Origin of the sequence: Micromonospora sp. NPDC005220 (assembly GCF_040607895.1) — a bacterium.
GTDB lineage: Bacteria > Actinomycetota > Actinomycetes > Mycobacteriales > Micromonosporaceae > Micromonospora.
Map to the genome: position 1 here is coordinate 1 of NZ_JBEXHP010000114.1, position 17,367 is coordinate 17,367.

Genomic DNA, 17,367 nt, shown 5'->3' on the forward strand with positions numbered 1-17,367 from the left:
GGCGGACGGCGCCTCGGCCGCCGCGAGCCGCCGCGCGGTGAGCAGCGGGTCGGGCCGGAGCAACCCGAGGAGTACGACGGCAGCCAGCACGAACGCCGCCGCGCTGAACGCGAACGGGCCAGCCAGCGGGGGCAGCCCCCAGCCGCTGGTGACCCGGTCGGCCAGCGCGGCGAAGTTCGGCGCGGCCACCGCACCGATGGTGGTGGCCCAGACGATCAGGGAAAGCTGCCGCCCCCGGCGGGCCGGCTCGGCGAGATCCACCGCCGTGTAGCGGGCCTGCAGGTTCGCGGCGGTGCCCCCGCCGAAGAGCAACATGCCGAGGAAGAGCAGCGGCACCCAGCGGGTGGCCGCGGCCACCACCACCAGCAGGCCGCCGACGGCCCCCACCGCGTACGCCAGCACCAGGCCCGGCCGGCGACCGTGCCGCGCCATGATCCGGGTGACCGGGACGGCGAGCAGCGCGGCGCCGACCACCCCGGCGCTCTGCGCGACACCGGCCACCGCGGTCCCGGCGATCCGGGCCGCCAGCAGCGCGCCCACGGCGATGCCGATGGTCACGCCGATCCCGCCGATGATCTGGGTGGTGAAGAGCAGCCGCAGGGTTCGCCGCTGGATCGACGCGACGTCGGGTCGGGCGGTACGCGGCGCGGTCAGGTCGGTCGCCATCGGCGCTCCTGTCGGAAGGGGTGCCTCATCCTCGCGCACCCGCACCGACCAGCGGCAGTGGGTTTCGCCGGAGCGCGCCGCCAACTACGTGTTCGGCAAGATCATGGCGGGCGACCGAGCCGCCCTAGGCCCGCGATTCTGGTGTATCCGGTGGGTTGGGCACGGCCAGCAGGGCTGCCAGCCGCCGGATCCGGGTCAGGGTGAGCGCGGCGACGGCCACGCTGACGGCGGCGATCACGCCGAAGATCACCGCGAAGCCGTCGTTGCCGGCGGCGAGCAGAGCGAGCAGGATCAGCCCGAGGGAGATGCCCAGGATGGACAGCAGCGCCGCCCAGGTGGCCCGCCGTTGCCCGGCCAGATGGCCGGGCAGCTCGGCCCGCACCGCGCCGTCCTCGGGCACGGTGCCGGTGCGCAGTGCCTGGCGCAGCGCGTACCCCTCGGGATCCCGCCGGGCGTCCTGCTGGCCCGCCACCCGCCGGCCCAGGTAGAGCGCGGGGCCGATCCAGACGGCGTTCAGCGCGGCGCTCAGCACGGCCTCGACCAGTGACTCCTGCCGGTCGAAGAGCCACCGCACCGGCACCCCGACGAGCAGCGTCGCCGGCACCCAGTAGACGGCCATCAGCTGCAACCCGGTCGCCCGCTCGACGAATCGTCGCCACCCGGGACGGCGCCCGGAGGTGGCGGCGGCTCGACGCTCCTCATTGTCAACGTCCATCGACCCCCGGTACCCACCCGGGCGATCCGCGACGCACTGTCAATCATGGACAGTTTCCGTCAGCGGATGACAGCGGATGACGGAAACTGTCCAAGATCTGGACAGCTCGGGTCAGCCGGCCATCACCCGCTGGTGCAGCGCGGAGACCGCCGAGCGCGCCGCCACGAACGCGCCGTGCTGCCAGGCCACCTCGTGGCTGAGCCAGTCCCCGGCGAAGTAGACCCGCCCGGCCGGCTGGAGCAGCAGGTTGTAGCCGGGCGTGCCGTAGCGGGGCGAGGTCCAGGCGCCCTCGATGTAGCGGGTCCGGTCCCAGGCGTGGGAGTACGACGTGACCAACTCACTGCGGTACTTGTCGCCGTGGATCTTCACACCCTGGCTGATCGCGCGCTCGCGACGCTGCTCCGGGGTGAGCGCGCTGTACGCCCGAGCGTTCGCCCCGGTGTTGTAGTAGCCGACCACCAGGCCGCACTTGCCGTGGAAGCCGTAGGACGGGTACCAGATGTGCGACAGGTCCAGGTCGGTCTCGGTGATGCCGCCGTAGATCCGCTGATCGGTCTCCCACCAGCGGCTGCGATATTCCAGGCCGATCTTGCCGGAGGCGGTGACCGGGAAGTCGGCCAGGGCCGCGGTCACCGCAGTGCCGAGATTGTGCGGTACCCGGGCCATCAGGTGCGGCGGCAGCGCCGCCACGCAGTAGTCGGCGGTGATCTGCGACTGCCGGCCACCCTGCCGGTAGGTCACCTCGACCCGGCTGCCCCGGTCGGTCACCGCGGTCACCTCGGCGTTGAGTCGGATCCGGTGCGGGCCCACCGCACGGGCCAGGGCTCGGGGGATCTGGTCCATCCCGCCGACCGGCTGGAACATCAGCATGGCCTGGTCGTAGCCGAACTCGAAGGAGAAGTACCTGCCGATGTTGCTGGCGAACACGTCGGAGAGTGCCGGCAGCGCCCCGAGGGGGGTCCCCACGTCGTTGCCCGCGCCGGGATACGCGGAGAAGCCGCGGCGGTTGGTCCCGGCGTACGCCCAGTCGCTGGTCCGTCCGCCGATCGCGCCGAAGCTCTGCAGGAACGACAGCAGCCGGTCGCGATCCTCGGTGCTGAGCCGGGCGTCCAGCGCGCCCTGGTCGGTGGCCTTCGCCAGCAGCTCCGAGACGTAGCCGTACACGTCGGCTTTGGCGGTGCGGTACCGGACCGGCGCGGTCATCCCGGCGGACTCGTTGTAGATCCAGGCGTCGGCGTTCTGGTTGGTGAAGACCTCGATGGGCACGCCGAGTTCCCGGCAGTAGTCCATCGTGACCATCCACTGTGCGATCCGGCCCGGCCCGGCGTTGAAGTAGACCCCGTCGGAGAAGGCGGCCCGCTGGGTGCGTCCGTCCAGGTCCGTCTCGACGTCGCCGCCCCGGATGGTCAGGTTCCGCCCACCGACGCGGTGCCGCGCCTCCAGGATGGTGCAGTGGTAACCGGCCTTGCCCAGCTCGTACGCCGTGGTCAGCCCGGCGATGCCGCCGCCGAGCACGACCACGCTGGCGCCCGAGCGCCCGGTGAGAGTGAAGTCGGACCGCTCCGGCGGCCGGAATGCCGGGGTGACCGCCGCCGCGCTGGGGGCCAGCCCCATGGCGCCCATCGTGGCGAGCATCGCTCCCGCACCGCCGCTGATTCCGACCGTACGCAGGAACCCACGCCGGCTGACCATCGACTGCGTCTGATCGCTCATAACGGCCTCCCCTACAAGATCGACTCAGATGAGTCTGCAGAGGATCTGTTACGGGGTTCCCGCATCGCCGTTTCCGATGGGTTGCGGCTGGCGGTTAGCCGGGCAGGGCGCGGGTGACGACGGCGAGGTCGGTGACCAGGCCCTCGTACGCCTTGTCCTGGTCGTCGGCGCGCAGCACGGCGGACGGGTGGATGGTGGCCAGCAGCCGGGCCGGCGGCGCGTCGGCCCGCTTGCCGGCGTTGTCCACCGGCACCTGCTCGAAGTCGGCGGGGTGTTGGGCCGACTCCGGCCAGGGCAGCAGTTCGCCCCGCTGCCGGGTGACCCGGAAGGACGGGCCGAGCAGCGCCTTGGCGGCGGTCGCGCCGAGCACCACCACGATCTCCGGACGCAGCCGGGCGAACTCGGCGACCAACCAGGGGCGGCAGGCGGTGATGTGTGCCTGGTCCGGGGTCTGGTGGATCCGTCGCTTGCCGCGCTGTTCAAAACGAAAGTGTTTTACGGCATTTGTCAGGTAGAGGTGACTCGGGTCCAACCCGGCGTCGTCGACGGCGCGGCGCAGCAGGCGTCCGGCCGGGCCGACGAAGGGCAGCCCCTTCTGGTCCTCCATGTCGCCGGGCTGCTCGCCGACGAACACCACCCGGGCGCTCTCGTCGCCCCGGCCGAAGACCGTCTGCGAGGCATCCCGGTACAGCTCACAGCCCCGGCAGCCGCCGGCGGCGGTGCGCAGGTCGTCAATGGTGTCGGCGTCGGGCGGGATGAACCGCTGGGCGCCCGGAGCGCTCCCGGTCTGCTCGGCCATGCCGACTGTTATATACCCGTTCGATGCTCAGTGCCGGGTACGCCCCGGGCGGGTCTAGGTGGGGAAGCCCTGGGTGGGGGGTGGGTTTTCGGCGTGGGCCAGGGCGGCCGCGAGCGGGGCCAGGTCGGTGGGGTCCAGGGAGCTGACGGTGATGCGCAGGGCGGGTGGGGCGGCGATCCGGTAGAGAGCGCCGGGGGCCACCGCCCAGCCTGCATCGCGGAGCGCGGTCACCGTGCTGGTCTCGTCCGCGACCGGCAGCCAGACGTTGATGCCGCTGCGGCCGTGTGCGGTCAAGCCGTGCTCGGCCAGCGCGGCGAGCAGCCCTTCGCGCCGCTGCTCGTAGCTCAGCGCCGCCCGGTGCACCAACTCGGTGACCGCCGGGTCCTGCCACAGGGCGAGCACCAGGCGTTGCAGCACTGTGGAGACCCAGCCGGCGCCGACCCGGGCGCGGCCGCTCACCCGGGCCACCGTCGTCTCGTCGCCGACCAGCACCGCCAGCCGCAGGTCCGGGCCGAAGGGCTTGCTCACCGAACGGAGGAAGGCCCAACTCGCTGTCGCACCGGCGAGCGAATGCAGGGGTACGCGGGCCAGTTCGGCCGCGTGGTCGTCCTCGATCAACAGCAGGTCCGGTCGGCCGGCGAGCAGCGTCCGCAGCGCCTCGGCGCGGGCCGCGGAGACGGCGGCGCCGGTTGGATTCTGCGCCCGACTGGTGATGATCAGCGCCCGCGCTCCGGCGGTGAGCGCCGCGGCCACCCCGGCGACCAGCGGACCCTCGTCGTCCAGCGGTACGCCGATCGGGCGCAGGCCCAGCGCGGCGACCAGGTCAAGCAGGTTGGCCCAGCCCGGGTCCTCGACCGCCACCGCGTCGCCGGGGCGCAGGTGGGCGCCGAGCAGTCGCTCGATGCCGTCCAGCGCGCCGCCGGTCAGCGTCAACTCCCCGGCCGGTACGCCGTCGGCGCGCAGCCGGGCGCGGGCCGCCTCGGCCAGTTCGGGCAGCACGCCGGCATCGGAGTAGCCGACCGACGGGCCGCCGTCGGCGGCGAGCGTCGCCAGGTGCGGGCCGAGCGGGGGAAGTAGCCGGGGGTCGGGTTCACCCCGGGACAGGTCTCGGGCGCCGGGCAACGGTGGGGGGCGCAGCGCGGAGCGGCGGGCGGCCACCGGCGGGCGGGGGCGTACCCGGGTGCCGTGCCGCCCGGCGGTGGCGAGCAGGCCACGTTGGCGTAGCTCCTGGTAGGCGCGGGCGACGGTGGCGGGGCTGACCCCCAGCTCGGCGGCGAGTGCCCGCACGGGCGGCAGGGCGCCCCCCGGCGACAGGGCGCCGGTACGGATGCCCGACTCGATGCTGGCCGAAATCTCGACGGCTGTCGTACCGGTGGGCTGATAGTGTGCTGACACAAATCAGAGATTGTACTAGAACAAAGGGGCGTGCGCATGTATCCACCCACCGCCCGGACCACACCCCACCGCTCCCGGGACAAGATGAGCTACGACCGGGCCGCCGCCCACGCCGTGCTCGACGAGGCGTACGACTGCGCGCTCGGCTTCACCGTCGACGGCGAGCCACGGGTGCTGCCCACCCTGCACGTCCGCATCGGCGACACGCTCTACCTGCACGGCTCCACCGGCAGCCGGCCCCTGCTCGCCGCCCGGGGCGACGACGGGCTGCCGGTCTGCGTCGCGGTGACAGTGCTCGACGGGCTGGTCTACGCCCGCTCCCAGTTCCACCACAGCGCCAACTACCGTTCGGTCGTCGCGCACGGCACCGCCCGACTGGTCACCGACGAGCGGGAGAAGCTCGCCATGCTCACCGCACTGGTGGAGAAGGTCGGCGCGGGACGCAGCACGGCCACCCGTCCGCCCAGCCGACGCGAGCTGGCCGAGACCGCCGTACTGGCGCTGCCGCTGCGGGAGGTGTCCGTCCGGGCCCGCACCGGCGGGGTCCGCGAGGACGAGGCCGACAGGCACCTGCCGCACTGGGCCGGCGTGCTGCCGCTGCGACTGACCGCCGGCCCACCCGAGCCGGACGCCGGGGTCAGCGCGCCGCTGCCGGCGTACCTGCGGACGGCCCGCACGCCCTGGCACGACCCGGTGCCGCTGCACGGCGAGCACGTTCGGCTGGAGCCGCTGGAGTTGGCGCACACCGACGAGTTGCACGCCGCCACCACGGACCCGGAGGTGTGGCGGCACCTCAGCGTCGCGCCGCCCACCGCGCCCGCCGAGACCGCCGAGGTGATCGCCACCGCCCTGGCCGCCCAGCACCGCGGCGAGCGGGTGGCCTGGGTGCAGCGGTGCGCGGCGACCGCAGCGGTGGTGGGCAGCACCTCCTACTACGAGATCGACCCGGAGCGGCGGGCGGTGGCGATCGGGCACACCTTCCTGGGCCGGCCCTGGTGGCGTACCGGGATCAACACCGAGGCGAAGTTGCTCCTGCTCAGCCGGGCCTTCGATGACCTGGGCGCGGTACGGGTGGCCTGGCACACCGACATCCGCAACCTTCGCTCCCAGGCGGCCATCGAACGGCTCGGCGCCACCCGGGAAGGGGTGCTGCGGATGCACCGGCAACGCCCGGACGGCTCCTGGCGGGACACCGTGCAGTACGCGATGACCGTCGACGAGTGGCCGAACGCACAGGCCAGGCTGCGAGAAAGACTTCTGCGGACGGCCCCGGTGGCATGATGATGGCGGGCGTGCTGGGGATCACCGACATCTGGACGTACGTGCTGGGCACCGTGGCCATCATTCTGCTGCCCGGGCCGAACTCACTCTTCGTGCTCTCCACCGCGGCCAAGCGGGGCGTCGCGGTCGGCTACCGGGCCGCCGGTGGCGTGTTCGTCGGCGACGGGGTGCTGATGTTCCTCTCCGCCGCCGGGGTGGCGTCGCTCCTCAAGGCGTACCCGCCGCTGTTCCTGGTGATCAAGTACGCCGGTGCCGCGTACCTCGGCTATGTCGGGGTGACCATGCTGCTCGGTGCCGCGCGGCGCTGGCGCGACCGCAACGACCCGAGTACGCCGCGGCTGATCGACGCCGCGGAGCCGGCGGCGATGCGCAGCCCGTTCCGCAAGGCGCTGGTGATCAGCCTGCTGAACCCGAAGGCGATCCTGTTCTTCATCTCGTTCTTCATCCAGTTCGTCGACCCCGATTACGCCTGGCCGGCGCTGTCGTTCCTGCTGCTCGGGCTGATCGCGCAGGTGACCAGCGCGCTCTACCTGACCGCGTTGATCTTCGCGGGCACCTTCCTGGCCGCCCAGTTCCGCCAACGTCGCCGCCTGGCGGCCGGCGGCACCACCGCCGTGGCCGCCCTCTTCCTGGCCTTCAGCCTCAAGCTGGCCACCGCCACCGCCGGCTAACCCCCGCGCGCGCCTCCGGCGCCCCCCGCGCGCGCCCCTCGCCCCCCGCCCCTCGCCCCTCGCCCCTCGCCCCTCGCCTGGTCGATCATGAAGTTATTGCCACTCGTCCCGGCGTGTCATGGCAATAACTTCATGATCAACGGGGACGGGTGGGGGTTAGGTGCCGTCGCCGCTGGAGCCGCCTCCGCCTACGCCGGCGCTGCCGGCGGTGCCGCCGAGGCCGTAGCCTGGTTGGATCGGCTCGTCGGGATGGCGGCTGACGTGGGCCGACCCCGCGATCTGCGCGGACCAGTCGGCGTGCGCGGCCGCGGCGGCGTGCCTGTTGATCGCATGGCGGAGCCAGCCGTCCACGGTGGCCACCCAGTCCCGCCGGTCGGCGTCCTGGTGCCAGATCCGGAACCGGCTGATGCTCTGGTGGGTGATTCCGGCCAGCGCCAGTCGGCGATCCATCCAGAGGATCGCCTCCAGGCCCGCCGAGTTGGTCACGAAGATCACCTCCATTTCGGTGATCGGGCCGGCGTAGAGCGGCCCCACCCAGAAGCCCCAGCGCTGGTGCAACGGCAGGGTGTGCTCCACCCCCGGCAACCCGCCCTCCTGCAACCCGGACTGACGGATCATGAAGCCCAGGGTGTCCAGCGCCGCGAACACGTGCTCCTGGGTGGGGATGGGGTGCACGAAGACCGGCACCATCGCCCCCTGGTCCAGGTCCAGGTCGAGGGACACTTCGGTTCGCAGGCCCATCCGCAGGCTCAGCAGCGGCACCCCGCCGAAGGTGGTCACCGGGGTCTCCCACGGCAGCGGCATCGCGAAGTCGACCGCCCGCCGCCGACCGGCCGGTACGACGAACCGACCGGCGATCGGCACCTGGTGGAACTGCATGAGCCGCCGGGCGGCGTACGGGTCATCCGGCTCAACCGTGGTGACCAGGCCGAGCCGGATGTGCCGCACCAGCACGTTCTCCGGGCCGGCCGTGAGAGTCACCCGGCCGGGCAGGCGCAGGCCCGGCCGGGTGCTCGGATTGGGGAGCGTGGTCCGCACGGAGAGCCCGGTCCCCCCGGACTCCGGGGACACTCCCGTCAGCCGCACCGCGCCCTCCACTCCAGGCTGAGGTGGCCTCGCCGCCGCGAGGCCACCTCAACTGTCGCGGACCCGGCGCGAGGTCACCCCAACTTCCGCGAAGAGGGACCACCCCTCCGCTTCATCGCAACCGCCGCCCGCGCGGAACCGTGTCGGTCTCGTCGTCGAACTCCCCGATGACCTCCTCCAGGAGGTCTTCCAGGGCCACGAAGCCGATCGGACGGGCCGGGCCACCGCCGTTGCGGACCAACGCGAGCTGCGACTGCCGGGTCCGCATCGCCGCCACCGCCTCGGTGACCGAGGACGTCGCGGGCAGGGTGAACGCGGGCGTCATCAGCTCCCCGGCGGTGGCGACCCGGCCGGTGGTGACCGCCCGTACCGCCTCCCGGACGTGCACCAGGCCGCACACGTCGCCCGCCTCGTCGAGCACCGCGAGCCGGGATCGGCCGCTGTCCCGGCTGACCTCCTCGATCCGCCCGGCCGGGTCGTCCCGGCGAACGGTGACCATGGTGGCGAACGGTTCCATCACCTGCGCCACCGAGGTGCCCTGCAACTCCAGCATGCTGGTCAGCAGCTGGTGCTGCTCGGCGCCGAGCAGCCCGTGCTCACGGGACTGCTCCAGCAGGATCCGCAGCTCGTCCGGGCCGTGCACCTGGGCGAGCTGGTCCTGCTGGTTGACACCGAACAGCCGCAGGATCGCGTTGGCCAGCGCGTTCAGCGCGGAGAGCACCGGCCGGGAGACCCGGGCGAAGGCGCGGAACGGCAGCGCGAGCAGCGTCGCCGAGCGCTCCGCGTCGGTGATCGCCCACGACTTCGGGGCCATCTCCCCCACCACCAGGTGCAGGAAGGTCACCACCCCGAGGGCGAAGACCAGGGCGATCAGGTGACTGGCCGCGTCCGGCAGGCCCACCGCGTGCAGCAGGGGGCTGAGCAGGTGCTCGATCGCCGGTTCGGCCAGCGCGCCGAGGCCCAGGGTGCACAGCGTGATGCCGAGCTGCGCGCCGGCCAGCATCAGCGACAGCTCGCGTACGCCGTCGAGCGCGGCCCGGGCCGCCCGACCACCGTTCGCCGCCGCCTGCTCCAGGCGGTAGCGCTTGCTGGCCACCAGGGCGAACTCGGCGGCCACGAAGAACCCGTTCAGCGCCAGCAGGATCACCGAGCTGAACAGTGCGATTCCGGGGCTCATGCGGTCACCTCAGGTGTGGTCAGCTGCAACCGCACCGAGTCGGCCACGTGCCGATCCACGGCCAGCACCTCGACCAGCGCGCGGGGCTCCGCCTCGTTCTCCTCGCCGTCCGCTCCCTCGGGTTGCAGGCTGATCTCCAGCCGGTCGCCGACCTCCGGCACCCGGCCCAGCTCCCGCATCACCAACCCGGACAGGGTGTCGTACTCGGGGGCCTCGGGCAGGGCGATGCCGGTGCTGTCGGCGACCTCGTCGATCCGCCAGCGGGCCGGCACCACCCAGGACCCGTCGTCCTGCCGGGCCGGTGCCCGCTCGGGTGGGTCGTCCTCGTCGCGGATCGGGCCGACCAGCTCCTCGGCGATGTCCTCAAGCGTGATGACGCCGGCGAAGCCGCCGTACTCGTCGACCACGCACGCCATCTGCCGGTGCCCGGACCGCAGCCGGTCGAGCACCGTGGGCAGCGGCAACGTCTCCGGTACGAGCAGCGGCGGCCCGGCCACCGCGCTCACCGGGGTGGTGGCCCGCTCCCCCGGGGGTACGCCGAGCACGTCGGCGATGCCGACGATGCCGAGCAGGTCGTCGACGCCGTCCGCACCGCGTACCGGGAAGCGGGAGTGGCCGGTGTCGAGCAGTTCGACCACCCGGCTCACCGGTTCGTGCGCCCGTACGGTGTGCACGTCGACCCGCGGCACCATGGCCTCGCCGGCGGTCAGCTCGCGGAAGTCCAGCCCTCGGTCGAGCAGCGTGGACATCTCGGCGTCGAGGCTGCCCTCCTCGCGGGACTCGGCGATGATCTGTTCCAGGTCGGCCGGGGTGGCGCCACTGGGCAGCTCCTCGATCGGCTCGATGCCCATGCGGCGCAGCAGACGGACCGATGCCCGGTCGAAGAGCCGGATCAGTGGCCCGGCGACGGCCAGGTAGATCAGGGTGGATCGGCTCAGCGCCCGGGCCAGTTGCTCGGCCCGCGCGATGGCCAGGTTCTTCGGGGCAAGCTCACCGAGGACCATCTGCACGATGGTGGCGATGACCAGGGCCAACGCCACCGACAGCGGCAGGCTGACCGCCTCGCTGACGCCGGCCACGCCGAGCAGGTCGGCGAGGCCACCGCCCAGGTACGGTTCGGCGACGTAGCCGACCAGCAGCGCGGTGACGGTGATGCCGAGTTGGGCGCCGGAGAGCATGAAGGAGAGCCGGCTGGTGACGGTCAGGGCCCGGGCGGCGGCCTGATCGCCGTCATCGGCGAGCTGGCGCAGCTTGCCCCGGTCCACCGCGACGTAGCCGAACTCCTGCGCCACGAAATAGCCGGTGGCGGCAGTGAGAATGGTGATCAGTAGGAGACCAACGACGATCAACACGGGTCGCTCAGGGCTCCCGGGGTCGTCGGTACGGGAATATGCCGGGCACGACCCGGCTGGCTACTGCTGCCCTCCTGGGCAGAAGAGTCGATCATGCCGCTATTTTATCGGCGCTGGCTGAGACTCCGCTGGGGGTAGGCCGAAGGAGCGGTTCGTCCGTTTCGCCCGGCGCCGCCGATCGTCACGCCGGCCCCGCCGACCCGCTGCCTGGTCCGCGTTCGGCCAGTTCGTCGGCATCGAGCAGGCTCCGGTCGAGCCGCCCCGACCGGTACGCGGCCCGGCCGATCATCTGCGCCGCGACCGGCGCGGTCGACAGCTGGAAGACCGCCACCAGCAGGATCATGCCCAGGTCCGTCGGGGACCGCAGCCGCAACGCGATGCCCAGCAGCAGCAGGAGCACCCCGAGCACCTGCGGTTTGGTGGCCGCGTGCATCCGGGACAGCGCATCCGGGAAGCGCAGTACGCCGATCCCGGCGGCCAGGCTGAGGAGCGCGCCGGCCACCAGGGAGCCGGCGCCGAGCCAGTCCGCGATGGTGGCGATCACTGCTGCTCCCGGACGGCGAAGCGGACCAGGGACACCGATCCCACGAAGCCGAGCAGGGAGAGCACCACCAGCACGGGCAGGGTGCTGGTGTGCCGGTTCACCGCCGCCTCGGCGCCCACCGCGCCGATCATCGTGGCGAGCAGCATGTCCGCGGCGATCACCCGGTCCACCAGCGACGGGCCCCGGTAGAGGCGGGCCAGCGCGAGGAGCGCGGTGACCGACAGCAGCACGGTGAGGACGACGGCCAGCAATGTGGTCACGGGCGGGTTCCCTTCTGCGGTGGGGTGGTCTCGACGCGGCGCAGTTCGGCGGTGGAGCCCACCGCCCGGATGATCCGCCGCTCGACGACGAGGGTGCGGTCCCGGGCCACGTCCAGATCCGCCGGGCCGTGGGTGTCCAGGACGTGCAGGTAGAGCGTTCCGGCGTCCCGGTCCACCTCGAGGATCAGCGTGCCCGGCACCAACGAGACCACCTCGGCGGTGAGCGCCAGGTTCAGGTCGGTGGACACCCGCAACCGGACCGCGATGATCGCCCCGCGCGGCCGGTAGCCGGGCTGCACGGCGATCCGGGCGACGTGCAGGCTCGCGCTGACCAGTTCGACGGCGAACCGGCCCGCGAACACCAGCAGCGCCCGTGCTCGCAACCGGCCACCGAAGCTGACCGCCGGCAGCGGGAAGAACACCAGCACGCCCGCACCCACCAGCAGACCACCGACCAGGTTGGCCCAGGTGATGTCGCCCCAGAGCAGACTCCAGACCACCACCAGCCAGCCGAGCGCCACCGCCTGGTCCCGCCAGCGCCCGAGCCGACCTCGCCCCACCACCGCTGTCCCGGTGGCGTCGGGAGCCGGCTCCCGGGGGCCGGTCACGGCACGCCGCCAGGCAGCACGGCACGGACGTACGGGGTACGCAGGCGCAGGTCCGCCGCCGCGTCGGCGGTGACGTCGAAGAGCGGACCGGCCAGTACGGTCAACGCCAGCCCGAAGGCGACCAGGGCCACGGTGGCGCCCACCATCAGCCTCGGCAACTGGACGACAGGCGCGTTGGTGGCCAGCCGGGGCGCGCGCCAGAAGGCGATGTTCCACACCCGGGAGGCCACGTACAGGGTGAGCAGGCTGGTCAACGTGCCGGCCGCGACCAGCACCCCGGGCAGCGGCCCGCCGGCCGCCACCCCGGCCTGGAGCAGGCCGAGCTTGCCGAGGAAGCCGGAGAACGGTGGCACTCCGGCGAGGTTCATGGCCGGCACGAAGAAGAGCACACCCAGCAGCGGCGCCGCTCGGGCCAGCCCGCCGATACGACGCAGGTCGGTGCTGCCGGCGCGCTCCTCGACCAACCCGGCGACGAGGAACAGCGTGGTCTGGATGGTGATGTGGTGCACCACGTAGAAGATCGCGCCGGATAGGCCGGCGACGGTGCTCAACGCCACCCCGAAGATCATGTAGCCGATGTGACTGACCAGGGTGAACGAGAAGAGTCGCTTCAGGTCGGACTGGGCCACCGCACCGAGGATGCCGATCACCATGGTCAGCCCGGCGACGACCATCAGCAGCACGTGGACACGTCCGCCGGGAAACAGCAACGTCTCGGTACGGATGATCGCGTAGACGCCCACCTTGGTGAGCAGGCCCGCGAAGACGGCCGTGACCGGGGCCGGGGCGGTGGGGTAGCTGTCCGGCAGCCAGGCCGACAGCGGAAAGACCGCCGCCTTGATCGCGAACGCCAACAGCAACATCAACTCCAGGGCCAGCCGGGCGCCGCCGGGCAGGTCGTCGAGGCGCTGGGCGAGCTGGGCGAGGTTGAGGGTGCCGGTGGCCGCGTACACCAGACCCACCGAGGCCAGGAAGATCATCGAGGAGAGAATGCTGACCACCACGTACGTCGACCCGGTCCGGATCCGGGTCTCGGTGCCACCCAGGGTGATCAGCACGAAGCTGGCGGCCAGCAGGATCTCGAACCCGACGAAGAGGTTGAACAGGTCACCGGCCAGGAACGCGTTGGTGATGCCCGCGGTGAGGACCAGGTACGTCGGGTGGAAGATCGACACCGGCGAGCTCTCGCTCGTCTCGCTGCGACCCTGGCCGATCGAGTACAGCAGCACGCAGAGGGTCACCGCCGAGGACACCACCAGCATCAGCGCGGCCAGTTGATCGGCCACCAGGACGATGCCGACCGGCGCCGGCCACGCCCCGACCGCCACCACCACCGGCCCGTACCGGTACGCCTGCACCAGCAGCAGCACCGCCACCGTCAGCGTGCCACTCAGGCACAGCACACTGATCGCACGCTGGAGCCGGGGCTTACCGGCCAGCAACAGGGTCAGTGCCGCACCGAGCAGCGGCACCACCACCGGCAGCGGCACCAGGGTGCTCATCACGCCTCTTCCCCGCGTCGCAGCCGACGCCGGGCCGGCTCGGGATCGACCTGTTCCGGATCGCAGTCCGGACCCTCCCCACCGTGGTCGACAGCGCCCGGCTCATTCCGCCCGGCCCGGCGGATGATCTGCCGGTCCTCCAGGTCGTCGGGCACCTCGTCGTCGCCGGAGAGATACCAGCTGCGGTACGCCACCGCGAGCAGGAACGCGGTGAACCCGAAGGTGATCACGATGGAGGTCAACACCATCGCCTGCGGCAGCGGATCACTCATCCGCTCCACCGGCCCGGTGCCGACGATCGGCGCCCCGCCCGACCGGCCGCCCAACAGGATCAACAGGTTCACCCCGTTGCCGAGCATGATCACGCCGAGCAGGATCCGGGTCAGGCTGCGCTCCAACAGCAGGATCACCCCGCAGCCGACCAGCACCGCGACGGCCAGCACCAGCACCAACGTCGGCCCCGCACCGCTCGCCGTCACCGTGCCACCTCTGTTCGCGACTGCGGGGCTCGCAAACCCGGCTCACTCCTCGCGCTCACGCCCGGTCCCCCTTGTCGACGGCCAAACCACCGGCGGCTGTTCCGGTCGCCTCGATGTGCCGGTCCACCTCGGCGCCGAGGCTGCGCAGGATGTCCAGCACCAACCCGATCACGACCAGGTACACACCGATGTCGAAGAAGAGCGACGTGACCAGGTGGGCGTCGCCGATCAGTGGCAGGGTCCGGTCGACCTTGGCGCTCTCCAGTACCGACCCACCGACCAGCAGCGCCACCACGCCGCTGCCCACCGCCACGGCCAGCCCGGCCCCGAGAATCGCGCCGGCGCCGATCGGGGCCGCCTCGGTCAGCTCGTACCGGCCGCCGGCCAGATAGCGGACCCCCAGGGCGAGACCCGCCACCAGACCGCCGGCGAACCCGCCGCCCGGCGCGTTGTGCCCGGAGAAGAGCAGGAACAGTGAGAACAACACCACGGTGTGGAAGATCAGCCGGATGACCACCTCCAGCACGATCGAGCGGCGCTCCTCGTAGAGGGTGGGGCCACCGCGCAGCCACACCGGCCGGCCACTTCCCTGCTGCTCCGCCTCGGGTCGGCGCGGTCGCGGCCCGGTACGGGAGCGTTCGAAGATCAGGCTGGCCACGCCGGTCGCGGCCACCACCAGCACCGCCAGCTCGCCCATCGTGTCCCAGGCGCGGATGTCGACCAGGGTCACGTTGACCACGTTGCGGCCGTACCCCTGCATGACCGCCAGATCCGGGAAGGCGGCGGAGATGTCCGGTGCCCGGCGGGCGCCGACGGCGGTGAGGGCCAGCCCGGCGGTCACCACACCCGCCGCCACCCCGATCGCCCGACGGGCCCAGCGGGCACGGCGCAGCGGGCGGGCCGAGAATCGCTCCGGCAGGCGACGCAGCACCAGCACGAAGACCGCGATCGTCGAGGTCTCCACCAGAAACTGGGTGAGCGCCAGGTCCGGCGCTCCGTGCAGCACGAACAGCATCGCCGTGCCGTAACCGGTCATGCCCACCAGCAGCATCGCGGTCAGCCGGCGACGGGCACCGACCGCCAACACCGCCGCCACCGCGATCACCAACACGACCACCGGTTGCAGCAGGTTGTCCCAGAGCGGAATCCGGGCCCGCCAGGGGCTGGCGGAGACCATCGCCGTACCGGGCACCAGCACCAGGGTGACCAGGATGACGCCCAGATACTGCGGCAGGGAGCCGCGCTGGGTCGTGCCGGTCACCTCGATGGCCAGCCGGTCGAGCCAGCCCACCAGCCACTCGTACCCCTGGTTGCCGCTCACCGGCGAGCGGAGCCGGGCCAGCACCGGGGCGAGCGGCCCGCGCACGGCGAACAGCAGGCCACCGCCGACGAGCGCCAGCACGGACAGGCCGAGCGCCGGGGTCGGTCCGGCCCAGAGCGCCAGGTGCGCGTCGACCCCGCCGAGCAGATCGGCGTACGGGCGCAGCAGGTCGTCCAGCACGCTCGCGGCCGGGCCGGCGAGCAGACCGACACCGGCCAGCACCGCGGGCGGGACCAGCAGCGACGCGGCGATCGACCCGGGCGGGACCGGTGCCACACCCGGCCGGTCGGCGAACGCGCCCCAGAGGAAACGGGCGCTGTACGCGACGGTGAGCACCGTCCCGGCGACCAGGCCGGTGAGGAGCAGCGGTTGGTCGATGAACGCCCCGAACACCGTCTCCTTGGCCACGAAGCCGACCAGCGGCGGCACCCCGGCCATCGACGCCGCCGCCAGCACGGCGACCACGAACAGCGGCCGGGACCAGTGCCGCAGCCCGGACAGCTCGCGCAGGTCACGGGTGCCGGCTTCGTGATCGATGATGCCGACGACCAGGAACAGCGCCGCCTTGAACAGGGCGTGCGCCAGCAGCATCGCGGTGCCGGCCAGCGCGGCGTCCGGGGTGCCCGAGCCGGTCACCGCGACCAGCAGGCCGAGCTGACTGACCGTCCCGTACGCCAGCAGCAGCTTGAGGTCGGTCTGGCGCAGCGCCGCCCAACCGCCGAGCAGCATGGTCGCCACGCCGGCGACCTGTACCAGCGGCCGCCACGGGCCGACCGTGGCGAGCGTCGGCGCGAGCAGCCCGACCAGATAGACGCCGGCCTTGACCATGGCGGCGGCGTGCAGGTAGGCGCTGACCGGTGTGGGTGCCGCCATCGCGACCGGTAGCCACGAGCTGAACGGCAGCACCGCCGACTTGGACAGCGCGCCGGCCAGGATCAGCAGCACGGCGCCCACCAGGTACCCGCCCCCGGGCAGCGGCTGCGCGCTGATCTCCGACCAGCGGTAGGTGCCGGCGTGCTGACCCAGCATGATGAAGCCGACAAGCATGGCCAGGCCGCCCGCGGTGGTGACGATCAACGCCTGCGCCGCCGCCCAACGGCTGGACCGCCGTTCGGTGCTGTGCCCGATCAGCAGGTACGAGAAGATCGTGGTCAGCTCCCAGCCGACGTAGAGCAGCAGCAGGTCGTCGGCGAAGACCAGGACGAGCATCGCGCCGGCGAAGGCGACCATGACCGCGGCGAACTGCGCGAGCCCGGTGGACCCGGCGTTGAAGTAGCGGGCGCTGTAGACCAGCACCAGCGCACCGACGCCGCCGATCAGCAGCGTCATCAGCCAGGACAGCGTGGTGAGCCGGAACGCGATGTCGAGGCCCAACTGCCGGATCCACGGGTACGTCTCGACCACCGCCCCGCCGTCGGCGACGGCCGGGGTGCGGGCCACCGCCCAGCAGAACGCGGCGGCCGGCGCGAGCGCCAGCGGGTAGCACGCGCGCGGACCCCACCAGCGGACGAGTAGGGGCGCGGCGAGCGCCGCCACGAGATGGAGGATGAGCAGTACCAGCACCTGCGCTCCCGATCGACATGGCCGACGCCGTGGCAGCGGTGGCGCCTAGCAGCGATCAGACGCCAGTTCGTTCCCCACCGGGCGCTTTTGCCAGAATTGGCCCCTTCTGCCCACCTCACCCCCACCCCGGCCCCGGCCCCGGCCGTTGATCAATATTGCTCTTCCAGCAGCGTCATCACCAGCGCACCGGCGACCCGACCAGCCAGGAGATCACCCGGCACACCGCCGAGGCGAT

The 17,367-nt window shown here is 72.4% G+C and carries 15 protein-coding genes and 1 pseudogene; 2 read left to right on the top strand and 14 right to left on the bottom strand.

Annotated elements, in window-relative coordinates; translation table 11 throughout:
• The 5 genes and pseudogenes from ABZU52_RS27385 to ABZU52_RS27405 all read right to left on the bottom strand — a co-directional run.
• Nucleotides 1–666, bottom strand: a pseudogene (locus tag ABZU52_RS27385) (MFS transporter); the annotation flags it as partial.
• A gap of 124 nt (nucleotides 667–790) precedes the next feature.
• The gene (locus ABZU52_RS27390) at nucleotides 791–1,381 is read right to left on the bottom strand and encodes a hypothetical protein (protein WP_354973842.1); all 591 of its coding nucleotides are present in this window, start codon (nucleotides 1,379–1,381) and stop codon (nucleotides 791–793) included.
• 111 nt (nucleotides 1,382–1,492) lie between these two features.
• On the bottom strand, nucleotides 1,493–3,094 hold the full coding sequence (locus ABZU52_RS27395) for an FAD-dependent oxidoreductase (protein ID WP_354973843.1): 1,602 nt from the start codon (nucleotides 3,092–3,094) through the stop codon (nucleotides 1,493–1,495).
• Between the two features lie 94 nt (nucleotides 3,095–3,188).
• Nucleotides 3,189–3,893: a UdgX family uracil-DNA binding protein gene (locus tag ABZU52_RS27400; protein ID WP_354973844.1), complete on the bottom strand. Its 705-nt coding sequence runs from the start codon at nucleotides 3,891–3,893 to the stop codon at nucleotides 3,189–3,191.
• A gap of 54 nt (nucleotides 3,894–3,947) precedes the next feature.
• Nucleotides 3,948–5,288 (bottom strand): aminotransferase class I/II-fold pyridoxal phosphate-dependent enzyme, encoded by a 1,341-nt coding sequence (locus ABZU52_RS27405; RefSeq protein ID WP_354973845.1) that lies wholly within the window; start codon nucleotides 5,286–5,288, stop codon nucleotides 3,948–3,950.
• Between the two features lie 36 nt (nucleotides 5,289–5,324).
• Between ABZU52_RS27405 and ABZU52_RS27410 the strand changes: the two genes are divergently transcribed.
• Together ABZU52_RS27410 and leuE are read left to right on the top strand one after the other, a co-directional pair.
• Nucleotides 5,325–6,569: a bifunctional pyridoxamine 5'-phosphate oxidase family protein/GNAT family N-acetyltransferase gene (locus tag ABZU52_RS27410; protein WP_354973846.1), complete on the top strand. Its 1,245-nt coding sequence runs from the start codon at nucleotides 5,325–5,327 to the stop codon at nucleotides 6,567–6,569.
• The gene (leuE, locus tag ABZU52_RS27415; RefSeq protein ID WP_354973847.1) at nucleotides 6,569–7,240 is read left to right on the top strand and encodes a leucine efflux protein LeuE; all 672 of its coding nucleotides are present in this window, start codon (nucleotides 6,569–6,571) and stop codon (nucleotides 7,238–7,240) included. Before ABZU52_RS27410 ends, leuE begins: the two co-directional genes overlap by 1 nt.
• Nucleotides 7,241–7,396: 156 nt before the next feature.
• Here the strand turns inward: leuE and ABZU52_RS27420 are convergent, their stop codons facing one another.
• From ABZU52_RS27420 to ABZU52_RS27460, 9 genes are all read right to left on the bottom strand, one after another.
• Nucleotides 7,397–8,326, bottom strand: coding sequence for a sporulation protein (locus tag ABZU52_RS27420; protein WP_354973848.1), 930 nt, complete (start codon nucleotides 8,324–8,326; stop codon nucleotides 7,397–7,399).
• A gap of 112 nt (nucleotides 8,327–8,438) precedes the next feature.
• A complete protein-coding gene (locus ABZU52_RS27425; protein WP_354973849.1) occupies nucleotides 8,439–9,503 on the bottom strand; it encodes a hemolysin family protein in 1,065 nt (354 codons plus the stop codon).
• Nucleotides 9,500–10,855, bottom strand: a complete 1,356-nt coding sequence (locus ABZU52_RS27430; protein ID WP_354973850.1) for a hemolysin family protein — start codon at nucleotides 10,853–10,855, stop codon at nucleotides 9,500–9,502. The genes ABZU52_RS27425 and ABZU52_RS27430 overlap by 4 nt, the downstream gene beginning before the upstream one ends.
• Before the next feature lie 181 nt (nucleotides 10,856–11,036).
• A complete protein-coding gene (gene mnhG / locus ABZU52_RS27435; protein WP_354973856.1) occupies nucleotides 11,037–11,396 on the bottom strand; it encodes a monovalent cation/H(+) antiporter subunit G in 360 nt (119 codons plus the stop codon).
• Nucleotides 11,396–11,659 carry a monovalent cation/H+ antiporter complex subunit F gene (locus tag ABZU52_RS27440; protein WP_354973851.1) on the bottom strand — a complete coding sequence of 88 codons (264 nt, stop codon included), beginning with the start codon at nucleotides 11,657–11,659 and terminating at the stop codon, nucleotides 11,396–11,398. Before ABZU52_RS27440 ends, mnhG begins: the two co-directional genes overlap by 1 nt.
• Nucleotides 11,656–12,267, bottom strand: a complete 612-nt coding sequence (locus ABZU52_RS27445) for a Na+/H+ antiporter subunit E (protein WP_354973852.1) — start codon at nucleotides 12,265–12,267, stop codon at nucleotides 11,656–11,658. The genes ABZU52_RS27440 and ABZU52_RS27445 overlap by 4 nt, the downstream gene beginning before the upstream one ends.
• Nucleotides 12,264–13,769 (bottom strand): Na+/H+ antiporter subunit D, encoded by a 1,506-nt coding sequence (locus tag ABZU52_RS27450; RefSeq protein WP_354973853.1) that lies wholly within the window; start codon nucleotides 13,767–13,769, stop codon nucleotides 12,264–12,266. Before ABZU52_RS27450 ends, ABZU52_RS27445 begins: the two co-directional genes overlap by 4 nt.
• Entirely contained in the window at nucleotides 13,769–14,248 is a 480-nt protein-coding gene (locus ABZU52_RS27455; RefSeq protein ID WP_354973854.1) for a Na(+)/H(+) antiporter subunit C, read from the bottom strand. The genes ABZU52_RS27450 and ABZU52_RS27455 overlap by 1 nt, the downstream gene beginning before the upstream one ends.
• 55 nt (nucleotides 14,249–14,303) lie before the next feature.
• Nucleotides 14,304–17,132, bottom strand: a complete 2,829-nt coding sequence (locus tag ABZU52_RS27460) for a Na+/H+ antiporter subunit A (RefSeq protein WP_354973855.1) — start codon at nucleotides 17,130–17,132, stop codon at nucleotides 14,304–14,306.
• Nucleotides 17,133–17,367 lie beyond the last annotated feature (235 nt).